The organism is Mycobacterium sp. NPDC050041, assembly GCF_049541695.1.
In the GTDB taxonomy this organism is placed as follows: domain Bacteria; phylum Actinomycetota; class Actinomycetes; order Mycobacteriales; family Mycobacteriaceae; genus Mycobacterium.
In genome coordinates, this window is sequence record NZ_JBMVDG010000008.1 from 22685 (window position 1) to 45851 (window position 23167).

Consider the following 23167-nt stretch of genomic DNA (forward strand, 5'->3'; position numbering starts at 1 on the left):
TCACTCTTTGCGCGAAAGCCTAGTCAGATTCTTAGAGTCGACTCCGTCACGCGGGCCCGGCGGTGACCCTGCACACTTGGTTGCGATGTCACACCCGCTCAACACCCCCATCGGCCGGTTCGGGATCGAGACCCACGAGGGCACCGGCACCCGCGTCGTCGCGACGATCCCGGTCGCGGGCCTGGTCAACCCCCTGACCGGCGCGCCCACCGTGGCGCCGCTGGCGATGCTGCTCGACCACGTCGGCGGACTGGCCAACCACATCCGCAAGGGCGACGACGAATGGACCCTGACCACCGAACTGTCGCTGGAACTCGTCCCCGAAGCGGTCGACATCATCGCCGGCCACGACGACCCGGTGGTGGCCCACGCCCGCCCGTTCGCCCACAAGACCCGCACGGCGCTGGCGCTGGCCGAGTTCACCCACCGCGGCACCGTCATCGGCACCGGCACGGTGCGGTCGTTCTACATCGTCGCGGCCGAGTTCACCGACTTCCCGTCCGACCCCGCCCACCACGAACCCAAGACCGGACTGGCCGACATGATGGCCGTGCGGCCCGGCCCCGGCCCGGCCGAACTGCGCCAGGCCGCCGACCCGGTGCTCAACAACAGCCTCGGCGTGGTGCACGGCGGCGTCGCGGCCACCGGGCTCGAACTCGTGGCCAACGCCGCGGTCAATGCCACGGCCGATTCGCCGCTACGCACCGGATCGCTGCGGGTCAACTATCTGCGGCGGCTGCTCGCCGGTGACCAATCCCGCTACGAGGCAACGGCATTGCGCGTGGGCCGGAGCACCGGCACCGCCTCGGCGCAGGCCGTCGGGGCGGACGGCCGCCAGGCGCTCACCGCCCACTACACCGCCTATCGCTGACGGTGCCGCTCGGCTAGCATCCGCACCATGTCCGATGCCCACGGCACCACCGGCGGGCTCGGCGGTTTCATCCGCAGCTCGGGATACCTGCGCAAGTGGCTGATCCTCGGGATCTCCATCGGCGTCATCGCCGGCCTCGGCGCGGTGGTGTTCTACCTCGCCCTGGACTACGCCGGCCGGTTCCTGCTCGGTGAACTCGGCGGCTACCACATCCCCAGACCCGACGGCGAAGACGGCGGGGACCCGGGATCGACGGGATTCGAGAGGCCCTGGGCGATCCCGCTGATCGTCTGCGGCGGCGCGCTCGTCTCGGCCTGGCTGGTCGCGAAGTTCGCGCCGGAGGCCGAAGGGCACGGCACCGACAGCGCGATCGAGGCGGTGCACACCGACCCGCGCAGCATCCGCACCCGCGCCATCGTGGTGAAGACCATCACCAGCGCACTCACCATCGGCTCGGGTGGCTCCGGTGGCCGCGAGGGCCCGGCCGCGCAGATCTCGGCGGGCTTCGGGTCCATCCTGGCGCGCCGGCTCGACCTGTCCTACGAGGACGGCCGCATCGCGGTGTCGCTGGGCATCGGCGCCGGGATCGGCGCCATCTTCGGCGCGCCGCTGGGCGGGGCGGTGCTCGCCGCGTCGATCGTCTACCGCGAGGACTTCGACTACAAAGCGCTGGTGCCCGGCTTCATCACCTCGGCCACCGCGTACGCCGTGCTGGGATCGATCCTCGGCTTCGAACCGCTGTTCGGTTCCCTGGCAGCCGATTTCCGGTTCGACCAGCCGCTGACCCTGCTGTGGTTCGTACTGCTCGGCCTGGTCGCCGCGGCGGTGGGCCTGCTGTACGCCCGCATCTTCTACGGCACCGTGGCACTGACGGCGAAACTGCCGGGCGGCAAGGTGATCAAGCCGGCGATCGGCGGACTCGCGGTCGGCCTGCTGGCCCTGCTGCTGCCGCAGGTGCTCGCCAGCGGCTACGGCTGGGCGCAGAAGGCCGCCGCCACCGACACGCTGATGGCGATCCCGCTGTGGGTGGTGCTGGTGCTGCCGTTCGCCAAGATCGTCGCCACCTCGCTGTCCATCGGAACGGGCGGCTCCGGCGGAATCTTCGGGCCCGGCATCGTGATCGGCGCGTTCGTGGGCGCGGCGATCTGGCGGCTCGGCGAACTCGCAGGCGCTCCCGGCCTGCCCGACAGCCCCGCGGTGTTCGTGGTGGTCGGCATGATGGCGTGCTTCGGCAGCGTGGCCCACGCGCCGCTGGCGGTGACGATCATGGTGGCCGAGATGACCGACTCGTTCTCGGTGATCCCGTGCGCGATGGTCGCCGTCGGCATCGCCTACCTCGTCGTCACCCGCACGAACGTCTCGATCTACCAGGCTCAGCGGCTGAACCGGGAGACCGCCGAAGCGCAGCGGGCGTCATCGCCGCCGCCGGACTGACGTCTCTATCGGGACACGATCGGGGAACGACGGTGCCGCCGCGGCGGCGCCGCGTGCCACCCTGTGACAGGGGTCACTCCGACGAGGGGGCAGGTCATGCGCGAGCCGACGATGTCGCACCGACTGGCGGCGGAATTCATCGGGACGTTCTGGTTGGTGCTCGGCGGCTGCGGCAGCGCCGTGTTCGCCGCCAAGTTCACCGCCGCCGACGGCTACGTCCTGGGCATCGGATTCCTCGGTGTCGCACTGGCGTTCGGCCTCACCGTGCTCACCGGCGTGTACGCCTTCGGAACGATATCGGGCGGCCACTTCAATCCCGCGGTCACCCTGGGCGCCGCACTGGCCCGGCGCGTGGAATGGCGTGTGCTGCCTGCCTATTGGATCACCCAGGTGGTCGGCGGACTGGTGGCCGGTCTGGTGATCTACGTCGTGGCGCAGGGTCGCGCAGACTGGACGGCGACCGGGAACATGGCGGCCAACGGATTCGGCGACCACTCGCCCGGCGGCTACTCGCTGTGGGCGGTGCTCGTGGCCGAGGTGGTGCTGACGGGCATCTTCCTGCTGGTGATCCTCGGCTCGACCGACGACCGGGCGCCGCACGGTTTCGCCGGGTTGTCGATCGGGCTCACCCTGACCCTGATCCACCTGATCTCGATCCCGATCTCCAACACCTCGGTGAACCCCGCCCGCAGCACCGGCGTCGCCTTCTTCAACGGCGACGGCGCACCGGCGCAGCTGTGGGCGTTCTGGCTGGCGCCGCTGGTGGGCGCGGCGATCGCCGGGCTGGCCTACCCGTACCTGTTCGGCCGCAACGAGGAACTCGCCGACCGGCCCGTCCGCGACGACACCCTCGACGCCGAGACCGACCTCGCCGACCTGGAAGCGGAAGCAGACGAATCAGGCCCGCGCCTGGAGCGCGGGCCCGACCCTCGGTAGCTGCTACTTGGTGCCGTTGGAGCGGGCGCTGCTCGCGGCGCCCTTCTCGGTGGACTCACCCTCGTGGGTCAGCTTGCCGCCCGCGTTCTCCAGGTGCGCCCGGACGAACCACTGGAACTTCTCCAACTCGGCGGAGTGGCCGATCAGCATGTCGTTGGTGATGGGATCGGGTTCCTCGGTCTCCTCGATGCCCTTGCGGGTGTCGGCGATGACGCCGTCGTACACCAGGTCGAGCGCGGCGAGGTGGGCGGCGACGGTGTCGCGCCCGAGGGAGTAGTCGTCCCACGACCGGTCGCTGATGATGGCGCCCGGGGTGCCCTTCGGGGCGGCGCCGAGCGTCGCGATGCGCTCGGCCACCTCGTCGGCATAGCCGCGCACCAGCTCGACCTGCGGGTCGATCATCTCGTGCACGCCGATGAAGTTCGGTCCGACCACGTTCCAGTGAACGTGCTTGAGCGTCAGGTGCAGATCGTTGTAGCGGCTGAGCTGCTTCTGCAGGATCTCGGCGACCTTGGCGCCCTCTTTGCCGGTCATGCCGGGAACAGTGAACTGAGTCATTGATAGCTCCTTTGCGCGTGATCAAGTCGTCGCGTGCTCGCATACCCGTGGGTCGCAGACCGTAATCAGTGCCGTGCCCACGTCACATTTCGGCCAGATTCGGCACCGCCATCCGCGCACCGAACCGCGGATTGCGGGCGAGTCCGCTGACCTCGAGCAGCCGGACGGCGCGGTGCCGGTGCGGCCGCAGCGGCTCGAGCAGCGCGACCATCTCCGGGTCGTCGATCGGATGCCCCAGCAGGCTCCAGCCGACCATCTTGGCCACGTGGTAGTCGCCCACCGAGAGGGCGTCGGCGTCGCCGAAGGCCCGCTGGGCGGTCTCGGCGGCCGTCCACTCACCGACGCCCGGCAACGACATCATCGCCGCCTTGGCCTGCTCGGCGGGCTTGGCCACCAACCGTTCCAGCGCGTCGGCCCGCTGCGCGCACAGCACCACCGTGCGGGCGCGGCGCGGGTCGACGTTGGCCCGGTGGAACACCCACGACGGGATCAGCCGCCACACCTCGGCAGGCGGCGGCACCCGCATCCGCTCGGGCGCGGGCCCCGGCGCGGCCGAGCCGTAGCGGGTCACCAACTGCCGCCAGGCGCGGAACGCGTCGATGCCCTGCACCCGCTGCTCGAGCACGGCGGGGATCAGCGCCTCGAGCACCCGCCCGGTGCGAGCCAGCCGCAGGTGCGGCACGCGGCGGTGCGCAGCGGCGATGGTCGGTTCCTCCGGTGCGAAGTCGGAGCAGTCGTCCTCGGCGCCCAGCAGCGCGGGCAGCCCCTCGAGGAACTCCGCCGCACCGGCGCCCCACGCCTCGCAGTCGACGGCGTCGGGCGCCGCGCGGGCGATGCGCGCCGTCACCGGTCCGGACGGCATCAGGCTGGTCCGCCAGATGGCGCCGTCGGCGGCGTTGAGGAAACACGGGTCGTACCGGCCGCGGCGCAGCGACGTCAGCGTCAGCGCGGGACTGGCGGGACCGTCGAAGGACACGCTGCGGCGCACCGATCGGTGTGTGTCCACGCGGCCGCTCCGTCCCGGTTTCCGCAGGGATTCCAGTGTGACGTGTTGATGACATCCGGCCCGGATTGGGCCGCTGGGGTGGGGGGTATGACCAGTCCACCCTAGTTTGAAGTGGGTATCGGTTCGCGTGTCGAAAGGGTCGGGGTGAGTGGTGTCGGCGATCGCACGTTGGCGTCCGCCGTGCAGACCATCGCGGTAGCGCCGCCCAACGGGAATTCCGGCGCATCGTTCGAGGTCTGGCGCAGCGACGTGCGCGCAGCGGTGCTCAGGGCGGTCACCGGGTTCGTCGCCGACCGGTGCACCGCCGACCTGCGGGCCACCGGAGTCGACATCGCTCCCGCCGTACTCGCCGACTTCGTCAGCGACGGCAAGTGCCTGCGCTCCACGTTCATGTACCTGGGCTGGCTGAGCGGCGCCGCGCCCGACGACGCCGCCCTGCGCGCGGCCGCCAGCTTCGAGCTGCTGCACACCTTCGCCCTGCTGCAGGACGATGTGATGGACGATTCGCCGATGCGGCGCGGGCTGCCGTCGGCACACGTGCGGTTCGCCGACTGGCACCGCGAGCGCGGCCTGGCCGGGTCGGCCGACCGGTTCGGCGCCTCGGCGGCGGTGCTGCTCGGCGACCTGTGCCTGGTGTGGGCGGCGCAGATGATGCGCGAGAGCGGGCTGAGCGCGACGGCCCTGGCCCGGGCCTGGCCGCGGTACGACGCGATGCGCACCGAACTCGCGGTCGGGCAGTTTGCGGATCTGGTCAACGACGCCGGTGGACGGCCGACACTGGAGGCCGTGTTGGATGTCGCGCGGCGCAAGTCCGGTAACTACACGGTGCGCCGCCCGCTCGAGATCGGCGGCGCACTCGCCGGCTGCCCGGAGGAGACGGTGTCACTGCTCGGCCGCTACGGCGCGGCCGTCGGCGAGGCGTTCCAGTTGCGCGACGATCTGCTGGGCATCTTCGGCGCACCCTCGGTGACCGGGAAACCGGCCGGCGGCGACCTGTCCGAGCACAAGGCCACCAGCGTGGTGATGGCCGCCCACCACCTGGCCGACGCGGGTGCGCGGCGCCAGCTCGACGAGCTGATGGCCGAGCGCGAGCTGAGCGACGCCGACATCATGCGGTGGCGGGCGCTCATCGCGGCCACCGGCGCCGTGCAGTGGATCGAGCAGCTGATCGACCGCAAACTCACCCACGCGCTCGAGCGCGTACACGCCAGCCGGCTCGACGCCACCGTGCGCGCCGCGCTGGTCGAGATGGCCGCGGTCTGCACGCGGCGGGCGGCATGACGGACACTCAGGCAGGAGCTGGTTGATGCGCACAGTCGAGGGCAACACCGACCGCGTTGTGGTGGTCGGCGCAGGCCTGTCGGGGCTGTCGGCCGCCCTGCAGCTCGCCGGCCGGGGCCGCTCGGTCACCGTGCTCGAACGCGAGACCTTCCCCGGCGGCCGGATGGGCCGCCTGGACATCGACGGCTACGCCATCGACACCGGCCCCACGGTGCTGACGATGCCCGACATCCTGGACGAGGCGTTCGCCGCGGTCGGCGAGTCGCTGGCCGACCGCGTCGAGCTGCTGCCGGTGGACCCGGCCTATCACGCCTCGTTCGCCGACGGCACCGGGCTGGACGTGCACACCGACCCGGCGGCGATGACCGCCGAGATCGAACGTTTCGCCGGCGGCGAGGCCGCCCGCGGCTACACCGAGCTCCGCGAGTGGCTGACGCGGCTGTACCGGGTGGAGTTCGACGGCTTCATCGGGTCGAACTTCGACTCGCCGCTGTCGCTGCTGACGCCGCAGCTGGCCCGGCTGGCGGCGATCGGCGGCTTCCGCCGGTGGGACAAGGTGATCCGCCGCTTCATCGCCGACGAGCGGCTGCGCCGGATCTTCACCTTCCAGGCGCTCTACGCCGGGGTGCCGCCGGACCGCGCGCTGGCGGCCTACGCCGTCATCGCCTACATGGACACCGTCGCCGGGGTCTACTTCCCGCGCGGCGGCATGCGGGCCGTGCCGTCGGCGATGGCAGCAGCGGCCGCCGACGCGGGTGTCGAATTCCACTACGGCGCAACGGTGTCGGAGCTGGAGCAGCGCGGCGGCCGGGTGATCGCGGTGCACACCGACAACGGACAGCGATTCGCGGCCGACGCGGTGGTGCTGACCACCGAGCTGCCCGCCACCTACCGAATGCTGGGCCGCACCCCGCGCCGCCTGCTGCCGATCCGGCCCGCCCCGTCTGCCGTGGTCGCGCACGTCGGCTGCAGCACCGTCGACGAGAGCGTAGGCCACCACAACATCCTGTTCGGCGGCGCCTGGGAGCAGACGTTCCGCGACATCATCGACGACGGCCGCGTGATGGGTGACCCGTCGCTGCTGGTCACCCGGCCCAGCGCAGGCGACGCCAGCCTCGCGCCCGCCGGGCGCGACCTGCTCTACGTGCTGGCCCCCGCGCCCAACACCGCTGTCGGCACGGTGGACTGGGCGCGCACCGGCGCCGCCTACACCGAGCAGATGCTGGCCACGGTGCAGGCGAGGCTGCCCGGCGTCGGCACCGACCTGCAACTGCTGCACGTGGTGAACCCCGACGACTGGGCGCGCGACGGCATGGTGGCGGGCACGCCGTTCTCGCTGGCGCACACCTTCGCCCAGACCGGCCCGTTCCGACCGGCCAACACCGTGCGCGGAATCGACAACGTGGTGCTCGCCGGGTCATCGACGGTGCCCGGCGTCGGCATCCCCACCGCTGTGCTGTCCGGCCGGCTGGCCGCCGACCGGGTCACCGGGGCCGTCACCCGTCCGGCGCCGACGAGAACGAGGAGCGGGCTGCCATGATCGGTTCGGAACTCGACGCCGCCGGCGTCCACGACCCTGCGCTGCGCGACGCCTACCGTCGCTGCCGGTTGATCAACGCCCGGCACGGTCGGACGTTCTTCCTGGCCACCCGGTTGCTGGCGCCCGAGCAGCGGCCTGCCGTGCACGCGCTGTACGGCTTCGCCCGTCAGGCCGACGACATCCTCGACGACTTCGACCCCGTGATCCCGATCAGCGAGCGTGCCGACAACCTGCAGCGGCTGGCCACCCGGCTGTTCAACCGGATGACCAAGGGCACCGCCGGATCCGCCGAATCGAACGGGCACGGGCCGGCCGATCCGGACGACAAGGCGCTCGACGCCGTGGTGCACACCGCCCGTCGCTACGGCATCGCGTGGGAGTTGTTCGACGACTTCCTGGCGTCGATGCGGATGGACCTGACCGTCACCGACTACCCGGACCGCGCGGCGCTGGACCGCTACATGTACGGCTCCGCGGAGGTGATCGGCCTGCAGATGGTGCCGATCCTCGGCACGGTCGGCCCCCGTGAGGACGCCGCGCCCTACGCCGCCGCGCTCGGCAAGGCCTTCCAGCTGACCAACTTCCTGCGCGACGTCAACGAGGACCTCGAACGCGGCAGGGTGTACCTGCCCGCCGACGAACTCGCCGCGCACGGGGTGGACCGCGACCTGCTGCAGTGGTGCCGGGCCAACGGGCGCACCGACGCCCGGGTGCGCAGCGCGCTGGCCGAACAGCACGCGGCGGCCCGCCGGATCTACGACTACGCCGAGGGCGGGATCGCTCTGCTGGCGCCGCGTTCGCGGTCCTGCGTCAGCGCCGCCCAGGTGCTGTACTCGGAGATCCTGGACCGCATCGAGGAGATCGACTTCGAGATCTTCGCCCAGCGCGCGACGGTCGGCACCGGCAGGCGGCTGCAGGTGGCCGGCGCCGGGTTGGTGCGGGCATGGCGCGCGCGGATGGCCAACCCTGTAAAGGTGTAGCCATGGATCACTGGCAATACCTGATGGTGCTGGGCGCCTGCCTGGCAATCACATTGCCGCTGGAGTTCTTCGGTTCCGGGGTGTACCGCCAGATCGGTCGCACCGCATCGGCGCTGCTGCCCGTCGCGGCGGTGTTCGTCACCTGGGACGTGCTGGCCATCAGCGGGCAGGTCTGGACCTACAACCCCGACTACGTCACCGGGATCCGCATCGGCAGCCTCCCGCTGGAGGAACTGCTGTTCTTCCTGGTGATCCCGCTGTGCGGACTGCTCACCTACAACGCCGTCACCTCCTGCCTCGGACTGTTTCGGCGGCTGCGCGACCGGTCCTCGGAGTCCGCGTGATCGGCATCGGCTACACCCTGCCCGCGGTCGTGTCGGTGCTCCTGGTGATCGCCTGGGAGCTGCTCTTCCTGCGCACCGGGCTGTTCCGGCGACCCGCCTATTGGATGTCGATGGCGATCGTGCTCGGCTTCCAGATCCCCGTCGACGGCTGGCTGACCAAGCTGTCGGCGCCGATCGTCGTCTACCACGACGACCACTTCAGCGGCATCCGGTTCCCGTGGGACATCCCGGTGGAGGACTTCCTCTTCGGGTTCTCGATGGTGACCGCGGTGCTGCTGCTGTGGGAACGTCAGCGTCTGCGCCGTGAGACGGCGGAAAGTGAGGCCATGTGACCGGACTGAGTCGCGACCACGTCCCCGATGCCTTCGACACCGGGGCTGCCGCATACGACCGCCTGGTCGGCGCGAACCCCGGCTACGAGGACCACCTGCGGATCTCCGCGCAGCGAATGCGGTTGCCCCGCAACGGTGCAGGGCTGCGCCTGCTCGATGCCGGCTGCGGCACCGGACTGTCGACGGCGGCGCTGCTGTCGGTGGCGCCGGAGGCGGAGATCGTCGCGGTGGACGGATCGGCGGGCATGCTCGCCGAGGCCACCGCCAAGACGTGGCCCGCATCGGTGCGCTTCGTGCACAGCCGCATCGAGGACCTCGCCGCGGCCGGGGTGGACGGCCCGTTCGACGGGATCTTCGCCGCGTACCTGATCCGTAACCTGCCCGACCCCGACGCGCAGCTGCAGACGTTCCGCACCCTGCTGCGTCCGGGCGCGCCGCTGGCGGTGCACGACTACTCGGTTCGTGACTCCCGGGTGGCCACCATCGTGTGGAACGCGGTGTGCTGGACGGTGATCATCCCCGCGGGCCGGCTGCGCACCGGCGACGCCTCGCTCTACCGCTACCTGCGGCGCAGCGTGATGGAGTTCGACGGCGCCGCGGCGTTCCGGGACAGGCTGCGCCGCAACGGCTTCGGTGCCGTCGACAGCGACACCATGCCCGGCTGGCAGCGCGACATCGTGCACACCTTCACCGCGGTGGCACCGTGACCGATCCCCGCCGCGTGCTGCACCCGGCCCCGCCGGGGGCCCGCAACGCCGACGGCCTGGCGCGGCGCCCGCGCGCCGTGGTGGTCGGCGCGGGCATCGCGGGCCTCGCCGCCGCCACCGGCCTGGCCGAACGCGGCATCGAGGTGGAGGTCGTCGAGCGCGAGTCCTACCTCGGCGGCCGGGTCGGCGGGTGGGAGGACGACCTGCCCGACGGCACCCCGGTGACGATGAACCGCGGCTTCCACGCCTTCTTCCGCCAGTACTACAACCTTCGACACCTGTTGAGCCGCATCGATCCCGGGCTGCGGATGCTGGTGCCGGTCGAGGACTATCCGCTGATCGACGCCAAGGGCCGGGTGGACACGTTCCGCGGGCTGCCGCAGAGTCCGCCGTGGAACGCACTGGTGTTCGCGCTGCGCAGCCCGACGTTCCGGCTGCGCGACCTGGTCCGCGTCGACGGCCGGGCGGCGGGCCCGCTGGCGACCGTGTCGGTACCCGACATCTACGACCGCCTGGACCACGTCGACGCCGACAAGTTCCTGCGCGACATCAACTTCCCGGAGGCCGCCCGGCATCTGGCGTTCGAGGTGTTCTCCCGCAGTTTCTTCGCGCTGCCCGAGGAGTTGTCGGCGGCCGAGCTGGCCACGATGTTCCACATCTACTTCCTGGGCTCCAGCGAGGGCCTGGTGTTCGACGTGGCGAACGCGAACTTCGACGAGGCGCTGTGGCAGCCGATGCGCGCGCGGCTCGAAGGGCTCGGCGTGCGTTTCCACACCGGCGTCGCGGTGACCGAGGTAGCGAAAACCACTGAGGCACAGGCGTTCCGGGTGCGCTGCGATTCGGGCACGACGCTGGACGCGGACGGCGTGGTGCTGGCCACCGACGTGACGGGGCTGCGCCGCATCGTGGAACGTTCTCCCGCGCTCGGCGACGCCGACTGGCGGGCCCGGGTGGACGCGCTGGGCACCGCACCGCCGTTCGTGGTGCAGCGGCTGTGGCTCGACCGGCCGGTGCATCCCGACCGGCCGGCTTTTCTCGGCACGGGCGGCCGCCCGCCGTTGGACAATGTCAGTGTGCTGGAACGCTATGAACGCCAGGCCGCCGAATGGGCGGGGCGCACCGGTGGTTCGGTGGTCGAACTGCACTCCTACGCCGCCGTCGGACCCGCTGGGGCGAGCGAAGCGACGGGGAGTGTCACCGACGAGCTGCCCGGCCGGTTGCTGGCCCGGCTGCACGAGCTGTATCCGGAGACCCGGGACGCCCGCATCGTCGGCGAACTGGTGCTGCGCAGGCAGGACTGCCCGCGGTTCGCGCCGGGCGACTTCGACCGCAGGCCCGGTGTGGCGACCCCGACCGACGGACTGGCGCTGGCCGGTGACGGCATCCGGATCGACCTGCCCGTCGCACTGATGGAGCGGGCAGCCACCACCGGCTGGGCCGCGGCCAATCAACTACTGCAGGGCTTCGGCATCGCCGGGCATGCCCTGGTGACGGTGCCGACCGAAGGCCGGTCCCCCACGTTGAGCCGGCTGGTGGCCCGGGCGGAGCAGGCCGCGTCATGAGCCGGCTCACCGACCTGAAAGCCAAGTGGGACAAGGTTGTTCCGTTCGAGGTGCTGCCGAAGATCCCGTGGGCCCGACAGGAGCCCACCTACCGTGACGCGCAGTCGGCCGTCATCGACCGCGCCCTGGTCCGGGCGCAGACCAGGCCCACCGGCAACTGGTTCGCGTTCGCCGCCAGTGACGACATCGGCGGCAGGCCGCTGGGCACCTCGGTCGGTGGCGTGGAGATCGTGGCGTGGCGCGGTGCCGCCGGCGAGCTGCGCGTGGGTCCGGGCAGCTGTCCGCACCTGGGTGCCGAGCTCGCCACCGGCACCGTGGACTGCGGTGCGCTGGTGTGCCCCTGGCACGGCCTGCGGCTGGGCGGTGACCGCCGCGAATTCGGTTGGAAGCCCTACCCCGCTCACGACGACGGGGTGCTGGCCTGGGTCCGGCTGGACGCCGTCGGCGGTGAACAGCCCACCGATGCGCCGTTGATCCCGGCGCGGCCACCCGCGCCCTACCTGCACGCTGTCACCCGGCTCGAGGGGGTGTGCGAGCCGGCCGACATCATCGCCAACCGGCTCGACCCCTGGCACGGCGCGTGGTTCCACCCGTACTCGTTCACCCGGCTCGACGTGCTCAGCGCGCCGCCCGCCGAGGGTGAGGTCACCGAGCAGGCAGACCGCTTCCTGGTGGCGGTCACGTTCCGGATCGGCCGCCTCGGCGTCCCGGTGATCGCCGAGTTCACCGCGCCGGGCCCGCGCACCATCGTGATGCGCATCGTCGACGGCGAGGGCGCAGGCAGCGTCGTCGAAACCCACGCCACGCCGGTGGGTCCAGGGCCCGACGGCAGGCCACGCACCGCGGTGATCGAGGCCGTGGTCGCCCACTCCGACCGGCCCAATTTCGGCTACGGCGTGTACGCGGCTCCCCTGATCGCGCCGGTGATGCGGTACGCCGCGACCCGGCTCTGGCGCGACGACCTGGCCTACGCCGAGCGGCGCTACCTGGTGCGCAGCCGCTAGCCGACGGTGATCTCGGCCTTGTCCGGGTAGAACGCCACCCGGCCTGCGATCGCGGCCACTGCGGGGTAGGGATTCGGGTAGGTCCAGATCGCGTCTTCGACCACATCGTCGCCCGCGGCCACGGAGTAGTAGGCGGCCTCACCCTTGTACGGGCAGTACGTGCCGGTGTTGCTGTGCTGCAGTCGCTCGGCGACCACGTCGGACAGCGGGATGTACTGCACCGCGGGATAGGTCGACTCCTGCAGGGTCACCGCGTCGGTGGTGTCTGCGACCAGTTCGCCGTTGACCCGCACGGTCACCCGCGCTCCGGTCGGCGTGACGGTGATCGGATGCTCTGCGGTGGGGTGCAGGACGGGACGTTCGGTCATCGGAGTTCTCCTCACGCGTACGTTGTCCACTCTTCTCCTGCCAACCGCGCACCGCCACCGATTCTTCCGCAGCGGTCCGCCGAGTTCGGTCCGGCGGTTACCATCGCCCGATGACCGACTTGGGAGCGGCCTCCGCCGAGGCAACCGTGGACATCGCCGCCGATCCCGCGACCGTGTACCGGCTGATCACCGACCTGCCGACGCTCGCGGACCTGGCCGAGGAGACCACGGCGATGCAGTGGCAGAAGGGCGACGGGGCCCAGCCCGGAGCGGTGTTCAAAGGGCGCAACGAGAACGGCTCGAAGCGGTGGAGCACCACGTGCACGGTGACCGATGCCGACGCCGGCCGGGTGTTCGCCTTCGACGTCCGCAGCGCGATCCTCCCGGTGGCGCACTGGCGCTACGACATCGAGGCCGCGGGCACCGGATGCCGGGTGACGGAGCGGACGTGGGACCGCCGCGCGGGCTGGTTCAAGAAGGTGGCGGTGCTCGCGACCGGCGTCAGTGATCGCGACACGGCGAACTCCGAGCACATCAAGGTCACCCTGCAGCGGCTCAAGGCCAAGGCCGAAGCGGGCGCCCAGTAGTCGCAGCCTTCTCGGGCACGGGGCTATGCCGGTTCGGCGTCGTCGTCTCGGTGGGTGAGGTGGCGGCGGGGGTGGTGGTAGTGGTTGGTGCGGTATTGGCCGGTGTCGAGTGGTGGTGGGGGGATCCATTCGGTGCGGCCGTTTCTGCGGCGGGTGCTCCATTGGGTTTGTTCGATGAGGTTGTTGTCGGGTTGGCAGGCCAGGGCGAGTTCGTCGATGTCGGTATGTCCGCCGTCGGCCCAGTCGCGTGCGGCGTGGTGGGCCTGCGTCTGGTAGGCGGGGGCGGTGCAGCCGGGGCGGGTGCAACCCCGGTCGCGGGCGAACAACGCCAACCGTTGGGCGGTGGTGGCGCAGCGCCGGGCGCGGCCGAGGTAGAGGATTTCTTCGGTGTGGTCGTCGAACACCGCCAGGTAGTGCCGGGATCGGCCGGCCAGCCGAATCAGATCGCGCACGGGCAGTTTGGTACCACCCGCGGTGTGGGCGTACCCGGCACCGGATTCGAGGTCGCCGACGGTGGTGGTGGCCACGATGGTCGCCGGGAGCCCGTTGATTTGACCCAGCGCCCCGGATCCGACGACATCGCGTAGCGCGGTCTTCACTGCATCGTGCTGGCGCTGGTCGCGGGTGCGGGGGTCGCCGCCGAATGCTTCGGCGCTGTTCGCCTCGCCGGCACCGGGATCGGCGGGCAGGTTGGTGCCGGGGGCCGCCAGCTTGGCGAATACGACCTCGAACAGGGCGCGGGCTTCCGGATCGAGGTGCCCACTGATGGGGGTCATCCCGTCACGGCGCTGGCGACCCATCTTCAGACTGCGATTAGCTTGCTGGGTGTCGTGATCGGGTTCGGCACCGTCGGGATCGATCACCTCGACTAGGTAGTCGGCGGCGGCGCGGAGGTCTTCGGGGCACATTCCCGTCGCGAGGGCAGCGAGGTCGCGCTCGACATGATCGCGGGTGGCGGTGTCGATCCAGCCGGGCAGCTTCTTCAGGCAGCGCTGCACTTCTCGCACATGCTCGGTCCCAATGCGGCTCTCGGCCAGTGCAGCGGCAGTGTGCGCCAACTCCGCACCGAGGCGTTCGCCGTGCAGCGACCAACGTGGCCCGAGCTGGTCGGCATCGCCCAGTCGGGTGGCGATGTCGGCGGTATCGAGGTGCAACCGCTGGGCCAACACATCTTTGAGGCCGGTGCCGCCGAAATCCGCGGCGGTGAAGCGTTCAGCGAGGGTGGCCAGCACGGTGTGATCGAGCGCGGCTTCCTGGCGCAGTCCGAGCTGGCGGCGCTCATAGACCGCCACCAGCTCCGCGCCGGTCAACGTGTCCAGAGGCAGGGCGGCCAACCCGGCGCGGGCGTCGTCCCACGCCTGCAGCGCCGCGACCACGTCCGCCCTGTCCATACCTCGAACACTAGTTCGGCCCACCGACAGATACGCCGACTTTGTGACAGCCGAAACAGATGTGACACAGGGGATTTGATCGTCCGCGAGCGTGCGCAAAGTGCCGCCGAATGCGGCGTGTCGACGTGCAGACACGCACGCTCGCCGAAGGGACCGCTAGTGGGGGCGGCCGGCGATCCGGTCGGCGAGCGCCGCGATCGGTGAGGTGGTGGCCCGGCCGCGCGCCTCGTGGCGGTCGGCGAGCTGATAGGCGGTGTAGAGACCCCGCACGCCGAGCCAACGCAACGGTTCGGGCTCCCAGTCGCGCGCACGGTGCCCCACCCAGGGCAGCGCGGTGCGGTCGGTGTCGTGGCGGAGCACCAGATCGGCGAGCGTCCGCCCGGCGAGATTGGCGGCGGTGACCCCGTGCCCGACGTACCCGCCGGCCCAGCCCAGTCCGGTCGACCGGTCCAGGCCCACACCCGCCGACCAGTCCCGCGGCACCGCGAGCACCCCGCACCAGCCGTGCGCGATCGGCACGTCGCGAACCTGGGGCAGGATCGCGTGCAGCACCTCGGTCAGCCGGCCGATGGTGCGCGCCGGCACCCGGCCGTCGACGTCGGTGCGCGAGGCGTAGCGGTAGGGCACGCTGCGCCCGCCGATGGCGATCCGGTCGTCGACCGTGCGCTGGGCGTAGAAGAAGCCGTGCGCGGTGTCCCCCGCCGTCTCGCGGCCCTCCCAGCCGATCGCGTCCCAGATCCGCTCGGGAATCGGCTCGGTGGCGATCATCGAACTGTTCATCGGAAGCCACCGCCGCCGCAGCGTCGGCATCCTCGCGGTGAACCCCTCGGTGGCGCGCAGCACGGTGCCGGCCCGGACCGTGCCGTGCGCCGTGTCGGCCCGTCCCGCCGCCATGCCGGTGACCGTCGTCTGCTCGTAGATGTCGACGCCGAGGCGTTCGACGACGTCGGCCAGTCTGCGGGCGAGGCGCGCCGGCTGGATCCGTGCGCAGTGCGGTGTGTGGTAGGCCGAGATCATGTCGGCGAACCGGATCCGTTGCGCCGCTTCGTCTCCGGTCAGCAGCGCCACGTCGTCGTTGCCCCAGCGCAGCTCCTCGTCGAACGCCGCCGCGAGCCGTGCGGCCTGCGCCGGGTTGCGGGCGATCTCCAGGGTGCCGCCCTTGACGACGCCGGCGTCGATGCCCTCCCGGGCGGTGACGCCGATGACCTCGTCGACGGCGTCGTTGAGCGCCCGCTGCCAGGCCACCACGCGTTGCCTGCCGTACTGCTGGGCGAGCCTGGCGCGGTCACCGGGCACCAGGCCGGACAACCAGCCGCCGTTGCGGCCGGATGCGCCGAACCCGGCGAAGCGGGCCTCGAGCAGCGCGATGCGCAGCGACGGATCGGCGCGCTTGAGGTAGTAGGCGGTCCACAGCCCGGTGTATCCCGCGCCGACGATGCAGACGTCGGCGTCGCGGTCGCCGGACAGCCGCGGGCGGGGTGCGGGGAGTTCGGCGAACCAGTGCGACACCTCGCCGTTGCGCACCTGTCCGCGATCCGTCGCCACCGCCCGATCCTGTCAGACCCCGGGTGCACGCTGAGGGCAGGTACCACTGACGAAAGGACGCCGCCGATGTGCTGGCAGTGCGATCACCCCGAGGCCTCGCTCGCCGACTACCTCGACGTGCTGTACGACAAGGTCGTCGAGCACGGTTGGGCGGTTCAGTTCGTCGAGAGCGAACGTAATCCGTTCTCCTACACCGTGGGTCTGCACGAGTGCGGGCTCCCGGAACTGCTCGTCACCGGTGTGGACCCGCCCCGGGCACTGCAGGTGCTCAACACCGTCGCCGACTACTGCGTGTGTGAGGAACCCCCGGCCCCGGGCGACGAGATCGAACTGCCCGACGGGGTCCTGCTCGAGGTGGTCGAAGTGGCGCAGCCCGACGCCCACCTCGGCATGGCGATCAACCTCTACGGCGCTGATGTGCGGGCGCTTCAGCTGGTGTGGTCGGACCGGCGGGGGCGCTGGCCGTGGTCGGCCGACTTCAACCCCGGCGGCCGCAGGCAACCGGTACTGGGACCGCGCACTCAGAACGCGTAGCGGTGGAACTGCGCCATTGTGCGGAGCCCGGGCACCCGGTTCATCACCGTCGCCATCACCCGGTAGCCGGCACTCAGTGGCGAGAACGCGTCGGATTCGAACACCGGCACCCACGCCAGCAGCCGGGTTCCGGGCACGGCGTCGAGGATGTCGGCGGGCCTGTCGATCGCCCAGTGCAGTGTCGACCCCGAGCGACGCACCACGGTGTTGGTCCACTGCGACCGGATCCCCAGCCGGTTGAACGCGTCGAACTGCAGTTCACCCGAGGGGAAGTGGGCCACCAGCCGGCGCAGCAGCGCCACCCCGTCCGCCTCGGTCAGGTACATGGTCAGCCCCTCGCCCAGGATCAGGGTCGGCCGGTCCGCCGTGATCGAGGCGAGCCACGCCGGATCGGTGACCGACGCCGCGACCAGGTGGTAGTGCTCGGGCTGCGGATAGAACCGCTCGCGCAGCGCGATCACGTCGGGATAGTCGACGTCGTACCACTCGACGCCCGGCCCGGGCGCCAGCCGGAAGAAGCGGCTGTCCAGCCCGCAGCCGAGGTGCACCACCACCGAGTCGGGATGTACCGCGAGGAACTGCCCCGCCCAGGTGTCGAAGTGCTTGGAGCGCAACGCGACACTGGGCGCATTGCCCGGCGTCATCCCGGTCTTCGCCCAGTCGTAGTCGATCTGCGCGACGATGTCCGCGGCGAGGTGGTCGTGCAGGGCGGAGTCGGCGGCCCCGGCGTCGAGCGCCTTGGCGTACAGCGTCGCCAGCATGGTCTCCGGCGCACCGGTCAGGTCGACCCTCGTCTTGTCGGTCATGACGTCGACGGTAGCCCACCCGCGGGCGCGTCGTTCAGCCCGCGGATCCGGCTTTGCGCTTGGCTTTTCGCAGCTCCACCCAGAACCGCGCGGCCTCCCGGATCGACTCCTCGACCGGCCGGGGCTGCCAGCCGAGCTCGCGCACCGTCTTGCTGTGGTCGACGTCGGCCTCGGCCCGCATGAGCCGCAGCGAGCCCATGGACAGCCGCTCGTCGGTGCCGCGCAACCGGGCCTTCGCGCTGCCCATGGCGGCCATCGCGTAGGACAGCGCCAGTGGCACGGACTTCGTCGGCGGCGGGGTACCTGCCGCCTCGGCGGCGATGCGCACCACCTCGGCGTTGCTGATCATCTTCTCGGAGATCAGGTACCGCTCGCCCGGACGGCCCTTCTCCGCGGCCAGGATCATCGCGCGGGCGGCGTCGTCGACCCCGACCGCCTCCAGTTCGATACCGCCCATCACGAACGGCAGCTTCCCGAACGCGGCGCCCGCGATGATCGCACCGTGTGGGGTGCGGCCCCAGTCGCCCGCGCCGTAGGTCGTCGACACGCACATCGCCACGGCGGGCAGGCCCCGGCGGCGCGCGTAGTCCAGCACGAGCTCCTCGGCCTGCAGGCGGGACCGGACATAGGGCGTCAGGCGCTTGCGCTGTGCCTCGCCGATGACGTCGTCCTCGGTGGCGACGCGGCCCCGCTTCCTGCCCACGGTGACGTAGCTGCTGGTGAAGACGAAGCGCCGCAGCGGATGGGCGTCGTGCACCTGCGCGGCGACCTCGAGCACGTTGCGGGTGCCCTCGACGTTGGTGCGGAACAGCGGCGCCGGATCGCGCAGCCAGCCCCGGGTGTCGACCACGCAGTAGTAGACGTCCTGGCAACCCGTCATCGCCTCGCGCAGGACGTCGTCGCTCCAGATGTCGCCGACGAACCGCTCGACCTGCAGGTCGTCGATGCCGATGGTCTTGGCGCCGTCGCGCACCATCACGCGGACGTCCTGGCCCGCCGCGACCAGCCGGCGCGTCACGTGCGAGCCGAGGTAGCCGTTCGCGCCGATGACCAGCGCGCGGGTCACCGGGCGCCGCCGAACGTCGTCAGCCATGCGGCCGCCTCGTCGGGCAGGGTGCCCAGTTGCTGAGCCTTCCTGCACCATTTGGTGGCCGCCGACACGAACCGCAGCGGGTTGTAGATGTCCTCCTGGCGGCGCCACTTGCCGTCGCCGGCGTAGGTGACGATCGAGATGTTGGTGGCGCTGATGACGCTGCCGTCGCCGGGGTCGCGCATGGGGTTGTCGAGCTCGCAGATCACCCGGGCGGTCGACTCGTCGTAGACCGTCCACAGCGACGGGAACGACGTCATGTAGCTGCCGGGGAAGGCTTCCATCGTCTTCCATATCCAGTCGCGGACCTGCTCGCGGCCGCGCATGGTGCCGGCGGCGTGTTCGACGTAGACGATGTCCTCGCTGTACTGGTCGACCCACGGATCCCAGTTGCGGGTCTGCGCGGCGGCGTCGACGGTCTTCTCGAAGTCGGCGAAGGCGGCGACGAGTTCGTCGCGGCTGAAGGTGCTGCCCGTCACCACCAAACTAGAACACGTTCTACCCGGGTTGTCGAGGTCCGCCGCGGTCCGGGCCGCGCCGGGACTATCCGAACCATTCCCGAGGTTGTAGCTCGTGCCCCGAAGAGTAGAAAGGGACAGATGAGCAGGACTTATCACAAGAACCCGGCGGCGGTCGACGCATTGTCGCCGGAGCAGTACCAGGTGACGCAGCGCAACGGCACGGAGCGGCCGTTCACCGGTGAGTACTGGGACAACCACGAACCGGGTATCTACGTGGACGTGGTGTCCGGTGAGCCGTTGTTCGCCTCGACGGACAAGTTCGAGAGTGGCAGCGGGTGGCCGAGCTTCACCAAACCGCTGAGGAGCGAGAACGGCGCGTCGAATGTCCAAGAGAAGCGGGACTTCAGCCACCTGATGATCCGCACCGAGGTCCGGTCCGCGCACGGCGACAGCCACCTCGGGCACGTGTTCAACGACGGGCCGCGCGAGGCAGGCGGGTTGCGCTACTGCATCAACTCGGCTTCGCTGAGATTCGTCCATCTCGACGACCTCGAGGCCGAGGGATACGGCGAGTACCGGCAGCTCTTCACACAGGAGGCACAGGCATGAGCACCACCGAGAAGGCGATCCTGGCCGGCGGCTGTTTCTGGGGCATGCAGGATCTGATCCGCAAGCAGCCCGGGGTGGTCTCGACCCGCGTCGGCTACACCGGCGGGCAGAACGCCAACGCGACCTACCGCAACCATCCCGGCCACGCCGAGGCGATCGAGATCGTCTACGACCCGGCGAAGACCGACTACCGGGCAGTGCTGGAGTACTTCTTCCAGATCCACGACCCCACCACGAAGAACCGGCAGGGCAACGACGTCGGCACCAGCTACCGGTCGGCGATCTTCTACGTCGACGACGAGCAGAAGCGCGTCGCACTCGACACGATCGCCGACGTCGACGCCTCAGGGCTGTGGCCCGGCAAGGTGGTCACCGAGGTGACGCCCGCCAGTGATTTCTGGGAGGCCGAGCCCGAGCACCAGGACTACCTGGAGCGGCTGCCGTGGGGCTACACGTGCCACTTCCCGCGGCCGGACTGGAAGCTGCCCAAGCGGGCCGACGCGACGACGTAGTCAGGACCCCAGGGGTGTCGGCCGGTGGCGCATGACCACCCGGCCGCCATCCTTCGGGGTGAACGCCACCCCGCGGGAGTGCACCTTCTCGTCGCGCGCAGCCGTGGTGTCGACGACGAAGTGCCGCAACACCGTTCGTAGGACGACGTCCATCTCCATGTTGGCGAAGGCGGCGCCCACGCATCGGCGGGTGCCGCCGCCGAACGGCGCCCAGGCGAACATGTTGGGCCGCTTGCCGACGAACCGCGTGGGGTCGAACCGCTGCGGGTCCGGGAACTCCTCGGTGTTGGCGTGCAACTGGTTGATGCTCACCAGCACCGAGTAGCCGCGCGGGATCCGCCACTGGCCGATCTGCACCATCGGCGCCCAGACATGCCGTCCGCAGAAGTCGATCACGGTGCGCGACCGCTGCACCTCGAGGATGGTGGCCTGGCGGTACTCGTTGCCGTCGGTCTGCGCCTCGGCCTCCAGTTCGGCGAGCACCGCGGGATGACGGCTGATCCGCTCGAACGCCCACGCCAGGGTCGACGCGGTGGTCTCGTGCCCGGCGGCGAGCAGGGTGAGCAGCTCGTCGCCGATCTCACTCGGCGTCATCGTCGAACCGTCTTCATACGCGCTGCGCAGGAACAGCGACAGCACGTCGGTGCGCTCGTCGAAGTGCTCGTCGGCCCTGGCCTGTGCGATCAGGGTGTCGATCACCGACTCGTAGGTTCGCCGGTAGTCGTGCAGGCGTCGCCACGGGCTCAGCGGCCCGAGGTCGCGGGCCGGCTCGGGGAAGACGACGAGGCGCGAGCCCAGCGTCACCCACGGCGGGATCACCTCGCGGAGCCGGTCGAGTTCGGCGCCGTCGGCCCCGAAGATGGCGCGCAGGATGATGTTGAGCGTGATCCGCATCATCGGTTCCAGCGTCTCGAACGGCCGGCCGTCGGGCCACGACGCCATCTCGCGGCGCGTCTCCTCCTCGACGATCGCCTCGTAGTTCTTCATCGCCTTGCCGTGGAACGGCGGGGTGAGCAGCTTGCGTCGCGTGCGGTGGTCGTCGCCGTCGAGTGCGAACACCGATCCGGGGCCGAAGATCCGACTGAGGTTCGGCTGGACGTTGCCGAGTTCGTCGGGACTGGTGGTGAAGACCTGCTTGGCCAGCGCCGGATCGGTGAGGATCACCGTCTTGCCGAACATCGGGATGTTGGTGACGTACGCGGCTCCGTGCCGTCGTGTCAGGCGGTCGATCAGCTGACGCCGGGCGAGCACGTACACCACGCCCTGGAGCAGCTTGGGAACACGCACCGTGGGCGGCAGATTCGCACCCTGAGACGCCGAGACGGGGTGTTCGGTGGTGGTCGCTTCGCTCATTCAGGACTCCAGACCCCGGTTGGTACTGCGATGTACCGTGGATGTGTGGAGTACGGTACCGGTTGGTACCAGCACGCGCAAGAGCAGCGGGAGGGACATGACGACCTCAGTCGACGACGAGGCCCGCGCCGGGGCCACCGACTCCTTCCGCGGCCGGTTGCTCGACGGGCTGGCCGCCTCGGTCGCCGAACGCGGCTACCGCGACACCACGGTGTCGGACATCGTGCGGCACGCGCGCACGTCCAAGCGGACGTTCTACGGCCTGTTCGGCACCAAAGAGGACTGCTTCATCGAACTCCTGCGCGCCAACAACGAGGCGCTGGTCAACCGGATCCGGGCCGCTGTCGACCCCGAGGCGGCCTGGCAGGAGCAGATCCGGCAGGCCGTGGACGCCTACGTCGCCCACATCGAGTCGCGGCCGGCGGTCACACTGAGCTGGATCCGCGAACTGCCCGGGCTCGGGGTGGTCGCCGCGCCGCTGCACCGGCTGGCCATGGAGCACCTGACCGACATGCTCGTCGACCTGAGCAGCAGCCCCGGGTTCCAGCGCGCGGGCCTTCCCGTGGTGCCGAGGCCGCTGGCGGTCATCCTGCTCGGCGGCCTGCGTGAGCTGACGGCCGTGCTGGTGGAAGACGGCGGTGACGTCCGGGCGATCGTCGATCCGGCGGTCGCGGCCTCGACGGCGATCCTCGGCCCGCAGGCGCCTTAACCCAGGATGAGCCGTGCCGACTTGGTGAGCCGTTCGGTCATGTCGGCGTAGGACGAATACCCCATCCCGGCCCACACCAGTGCGCCGACGTAGAGCAACTCGAGAGACTCGATGACGTCGTAGTCGGTGTCCGGCCCGAGCGCGGTGACGAGCCGGTCGCGGACGTCGCGCCCGATGCGCTGACGCAGCACCTCGACGTCGGGGTCGCGGCCGAGCAGCGCATTGGTGACCGCCCCGGCGAATTCGGGTTCGTCGGCCACCAGCAGCGCGATGTGCTGCAGCACCTCGATCACCCGTGCGGCGGGTTCCGGCGAACCGTGATCAGCGGCCGGAGACGCGGCGAGGCGGCGCCAGAACACCTCGGCGACAAGGTGTTCCTTGGATGAGAAGTAGGTGTAGGCGGTGGCCGCGCCGACCCCGGCCTCGGCGGCCACTCGGCGTACGGTCAGGCCCGCGAATCCGTCCCTGCCGAGGATGTCCACCGCCGCGCGGCCGAGCCGGTCGACGGTGTCGGCCTGTTTGGCGGTCAATCGGCGCCGAGTCGACTCCAAAGCCGGATCGGACACATGTCCGGACGCTACTACAACCCCGGAGGGCCAGCAACGGCCGAGCCGCCCACTCCGCGTGGGCCGCGCCTGGCCGACGGC

26 protein-coding genes are annotated in these 23167 nt (G+C 70.7%); 16 read left to right on the plus strand and 10 right to left on the minus strand.

Annotation, left to right across the window (positions count from 1 at the left end; translation table 11 throughout):
- Positions 1 to 85 precede the first annotated feature (85 nt).
- The 3 genes from ACPCHZ_RS22105 to aqpZ all read left to right on the plus strand — a co-directional run bounded on the left by ACPCHZ_RS22105 (position 86) and on the right by aqpZ (position 3241).
- Positions 86 to 871, plus strand: coding sequence for a hotdog domain-containing protein (locus tag ACPCHZ_RS22105; RefSeq protein ID WP_423486709.1), 786 nt, complete (start codon positions 86 to 88; stop codon positions 869 to 871).
- A gap of 27 nt (positions 872 to 898) precedes the next feature.
- The gene (locus tag ACPCHZ_RS22110) at positions 899 to 2305 is read left to right on the plus strand and encodes a chloride channel protein (protein WP_423486710.1); all 1407 of its coding nucleotides are present in this window, start codon (positions 899 to 901) and stop codon (positions 2303 to 2305) included.
- 96 nt (positions 2306 to 2401) lie between these two features.
- The gene (aqpZ, locus tag ACPCHZ_RS22115; protein ID WP_364982561.1) at positions 2402 to 3241 is read left to right on the plus strand and encodes an aquaporin Z; all 840 of its coding nucleotides are present in this window, start codon (positions 2402 to 2404) and stop codon (positions 3239 to 3241) included.
- Between the two features lie 3 nt (positions 3242 to 3244).
- Here the strand turns inward: aqpZ and ACPCHZ_RS22120 are convergent, their stop codons facing one another.
- The gene (locus tag ACPCHZ_RS22120) at positions 3245 to 3799 is read right to left on the minus strand and encodes a Dps family protein (protein WP_423486711.1); all 555 of its coding nucleotides are present in this window, start codon (positions 3797 to 3799) and stop codon (positions 3245 to 3247) included.
- Between the two features lie 82 nt (positions 3800 to 3881).
- Entirely contained in the window at positions 3882 to 4805 is a 924-nt protein-coding gene (locus ACPCHZ_RS22125; RefSeq protein ID WP_423486712.1) for a DNA-3-methyladenine glycosylase family protein, read from the minus strand.
- A gap of 144 nt (positions 4806 to 4949) precedes the next feature.
- Here ACPCHZ_RS22125 and ACPCHZ_RS22130 point away from each other — a divergent pair, with 144 nt between their 5' ends.
- Genes ACPCHZ_RS22130 through ACPCHZ_RS22165 form a run of 8 tightly spaced genes read left to right on the plus strand, consistent with a single transcriptional unit; the run spans position 4950 to position 12555 of the window.
- Complete coding sequence (locus ACPCHZ_RS22130) at positions 4950 to 6086, plus strand: polyprenyl synthetase family protein (protein WP_423486713.1); 1137 nt, start codon at positions 4950 to 4952, stop codon at positions 6084 to 6086.
- Between the two features lie 25 nt (positions 6087 to 6111).
- A complete protein-coding gene (crtI, locus tag ACPCHZ_RS22135) occupies positions 6112 to 7626 on the plus strand; it encodes a phytoene desaturase family protein (RefSeq protein ID WP_423486714.1) in 1515 nt (504 codons plus the stop codon).
- Positions 7623 to 8606 (plus strand): phytoene/squalene synthase family protein, encoded by a 984-nt coding sequence (locus tag ACPCHZ_RS22140; protein WP_423486715.1) that lies wholly within the window; start codon positions 7623 to 7625, stop codon positions 8604 to 8606. Before crtI ends, ACPCHZ_RS22140 begins: the two co-directional genes overlap by 4 nt.
- Positions 8607 to 8608: 2 nt before the next feature.
- Positions 8609 to 8950, plus strand: a complete 342-nt coding sequence (locus ACPCHZ_RS22145) for a lycopene cyclase domain-containing protein (RefSeq protein ID WP_364982544.1) — start codon at positions 8609 to 8611, stop codon at positions 8948 to 8950.
- Positions 8947 to 9282, plus strand: coding sequence for a lycopene cyclase domain-containing protein (locus tag ACPCHZ_RS22150; RefSeq protein ID WP_264014331.1), 336 nt, complete (start codon positions 8947 to 8949; stop codon positions 9280 to 9282). The genes ACPCHZ_RS22145 and ACPCHZ_RS22150 overlap by 4 nt, the downstream gene beginning before the upstream one ends.
- Positions 9279 to 9989, plus strand: a complete 711-nt coding sequence (locus ACPCHZ_RS22155; protein WP_423486716.1) for a class I SAM-dependent methyltransferase — start codon at positions 9279 to 9281, stop codon at positions 9987 to 9989. The genes ACPCHZ_RS22150 and ACPCHZ_RS22155 overlap by 4 nt, the downstream gene beginning before the upstream one ends.
- A complete protein-coding gene (locus ACPCHZ_RS22160) occupies positions 9986 to 11551 on the plus strand; it encodes an FAD-dependent oxidoreductase (RefSeq protein ID WP_423486717.1) in 1566 nt (521 codons plus the stop codon). Before ACPCHZ_RS22155 ends, ACPCHZ_RS22160 begins: the two co-directional genes overlap by 4 nt.
- A complete protein-coding gene (locus ACPCHZ_RS22165) occupies positions 11548 to 12555 on the plus strand; it encodes a DUF5914 domain-containing protein (RefSeq protein ID WP_423486718.1) in 1008 nt (335 codons plus the stop codon). Before ACPCHZ_RS22160 ends, ACPCHZ_RS22165 begins: the two co-directional genes overlap by 4 nt.
- On the opposite strand, the gene ACPCHZ_RS22170 is transcribed toward ACPCHZ_RS22165, so the two are convergent.
- Complete coding sequence (locus ACPCHZ_RS22170) at positions 12552 to 12923, minus strand: DUF427 domain-containing protein (RefSeq protein ID WP_423486719.1); 372 nt, start codon at positions 12921 to 12923, stop codon at positions 12552 to 12554. The two genes, ACPCHZ_RS22165 and ACPCHZ_RS22170, sit on opposite strands and share 4 nt — an antisense overlap.
- Before the next feature lie 110 nt (positions 12924 to 13033).
- On the opposite strand from ACPCHZ_RS22170, the gene ACPCHZ_RS22175 reads away from it, so the two are divergent.
- On the plus strand, positions 13034 to 13510 hold the full coding sequence (locus ACPCHZ_RS22175; protein WP_423486720.1) for an SRPBCC family protein: 477 nt from the start codon (positions 13034 to 13036) through the stop codon (positions 13508 to 13510).
- Positions 13511 to 13533: 23 nt separating this feature from the next.
- On the opposite strand, the gene ACPCHZ_RS22180 is transcribed toward ACPCHZ_RS22175, so the two are convergent.
- Positions 13534 to 14901 (minus strand): DUF222 domain-containing protein, encoded by a 1368-nt coding sequence (locus ACPCHZ_RS22180; RefSeq protein WP_423486721.1) that lies wholly within the window; start codon positions 14899 to 14901, stop codon positions 13534 to 13536.
- A 156-nt stretch (positions 14902 to 15057) separates the two neighbouring features.
- Positions 15058 to 16446 (minus strand): NAD(P)/FAD-dependent oxidoreductase, encoded by a 1389-nt coding sequence (locus ACPCHZ_RS22185; protein WP_423486722.1) that lies wholly within the window; start codon positions 16444 to 16446, stop codon positions 15058 to 15060.
- Between the two features lie 66 nt (positions 16447 to 16512).
- Here ACPCHZ_RS22185 and ACPCHZ_RS22190 point away from each other — a divergent pair, with 66 nt between their 5' ends.
- Entirely contained in the window at positions 16513 to 16980 is a 468-nt protein-coding gene (locus ACPCHZ_RS22190) for a DUF4262 domain-containing protein (RefSeq protein ID WP_364982517.1), read from the plus strand.
- Here the strand turns inward: ACPCHZ_RS22190 and ACPCHZ_RS22195 are convergent.
- Genes ACPCHZ_RS22195 through ACPCHZ_RS22205 form a run of 3 tightly spaced genes read right to left on the minus strand, consistent with a single transcriptional unit; the run spans position 16968 to position 19355 of the window.
- Positions 16968 to 17786 (minus strand): class I SAM-dependent methyltransferase, encoded by an 819-nt coding sequence (locus tag ACPCHZ_RS22195; protein ID WP_423486723.1) that lies wholly within the window; start codon positions 17784 to 17786, stop codon positions 16968 to 16970. The two genes, ACPCHZ_RS22190 and ACPCHZ_RS22195, sit on opposite strands and share 13 nt — an antisense overlap.
- Positions 17787 to 17820: 34 nt before the next feature.
- Entirely contained in the window at positions 17821 to 18879 is a 1059-nt protein-coding gene (locus ACPCHZ_RS22200) for an NAD-dependent epimerase/dehydratase family protein (protein ID WP_423486724.1), read from the minus strand.
- On the minus strand, positions 18849 to 19355 hold the full coding sequence (locus tag ACPCHZ_RS22205) for a nuclear transport factor 2 family protein (RefSeq protein WP_423486725.1): 507 nt from the start codon (positions 19353 to 19355) through the stop codon (positions 18849 to 18851). The genes ACPCHZ_RS22200 and ACPCHZ_RS22205 overlap by 31 nt, the downstream gene beginning before the upstream one ends.
- A 120-nt stretch (positions 19356 to 19475) precedes the next feature.
- Here ACPCHZ_RS22205 and msrB point away from each other — a divergent pair, with 120 nt between their 5' ends.
- Together msrB and msrA are read left to right on the plus strand one after the other, a co-directional pair.
- Positions 19476 to 19946 (plus strand): peptide-methionine (R)-S-oxide reductase MsrB, encoded by a 471-nt coding sequence (msrB, locus tag ACPCHZ_RS22210; RefSeq protein ID WP_423486726.1) that lies wholly within the window; start codon positions 19476 to 19478, stop codon positions 19944 to 19946.
- Positions 19943 to 20458: a peptide-methionine (S)-S-oxide reductase MsrA gene (gene msrA, locus ACPCHZ_RS22215; RefSeq protein WP_364982502.1), complete on the plus strand. Its 516-nt coding sequence runs from the start codon at positions 19943 to 19945 to the stop codon at positions 20456 to 20458. The genes msrB and msrA overlap by 4 nt, the downstream gene beginning before the upstream one ends.
- On the opposite strand, the gene ACPCHZ_RS22220 is transcribed toward msrA, so the two are convergent.
- The gene (locus ACPCHZ_RS22220) at positions 20459 to 21811 is read right to left on the minus strand and encodes a cytochrome P450 (RefSeq protein ID WP_423486727.1); all 1353 of its coding nucleotides are present in this window, start codon (positions 21809 to 21811) and stop codon (positions 20459 to 20461) included.
- A gap of 97 nt (positions 21812 to 21908) precedes the next feature.
- Between ACPCHZ_RS22220 and ACPCHZ_RS22225 the strand changes: the two genes are divergently transcribed.
- Complete coding sequence (locus tag ACPCHZ_RS22225; protein ID WP_423486728.1) at positions 21909 to 22520, plus strand: TetR/AcrR family transcriptional regulator; 612 nt, start codon at positions 21909 to 21911, stop codon at positions 22518 to 22520.
- On the opposite strand, the gene ACPCHZ_RS22230 is transcribed toward ACPCHZ_RS22225, so the two are convergent.
- Positions 22517 to 23086: a TetR/AcrR family transcriptional regulator gene (locus ACPCHZ_RS22230; RefSeq protein WP_364982494.1), complete on the minus strand. Its 570-nt coding sequence runs from the start codon at positions 23084 to 23086 to the stop codon at positions 22517 to 22519. The two genes, ACPCHZ_RS22225 and ACPCHZ_RS22230, sit on opposite strands and share 4 nt — an antisense overlap.
- Positions 23087 to 23167: the final 81 nt, after the last annotated feature.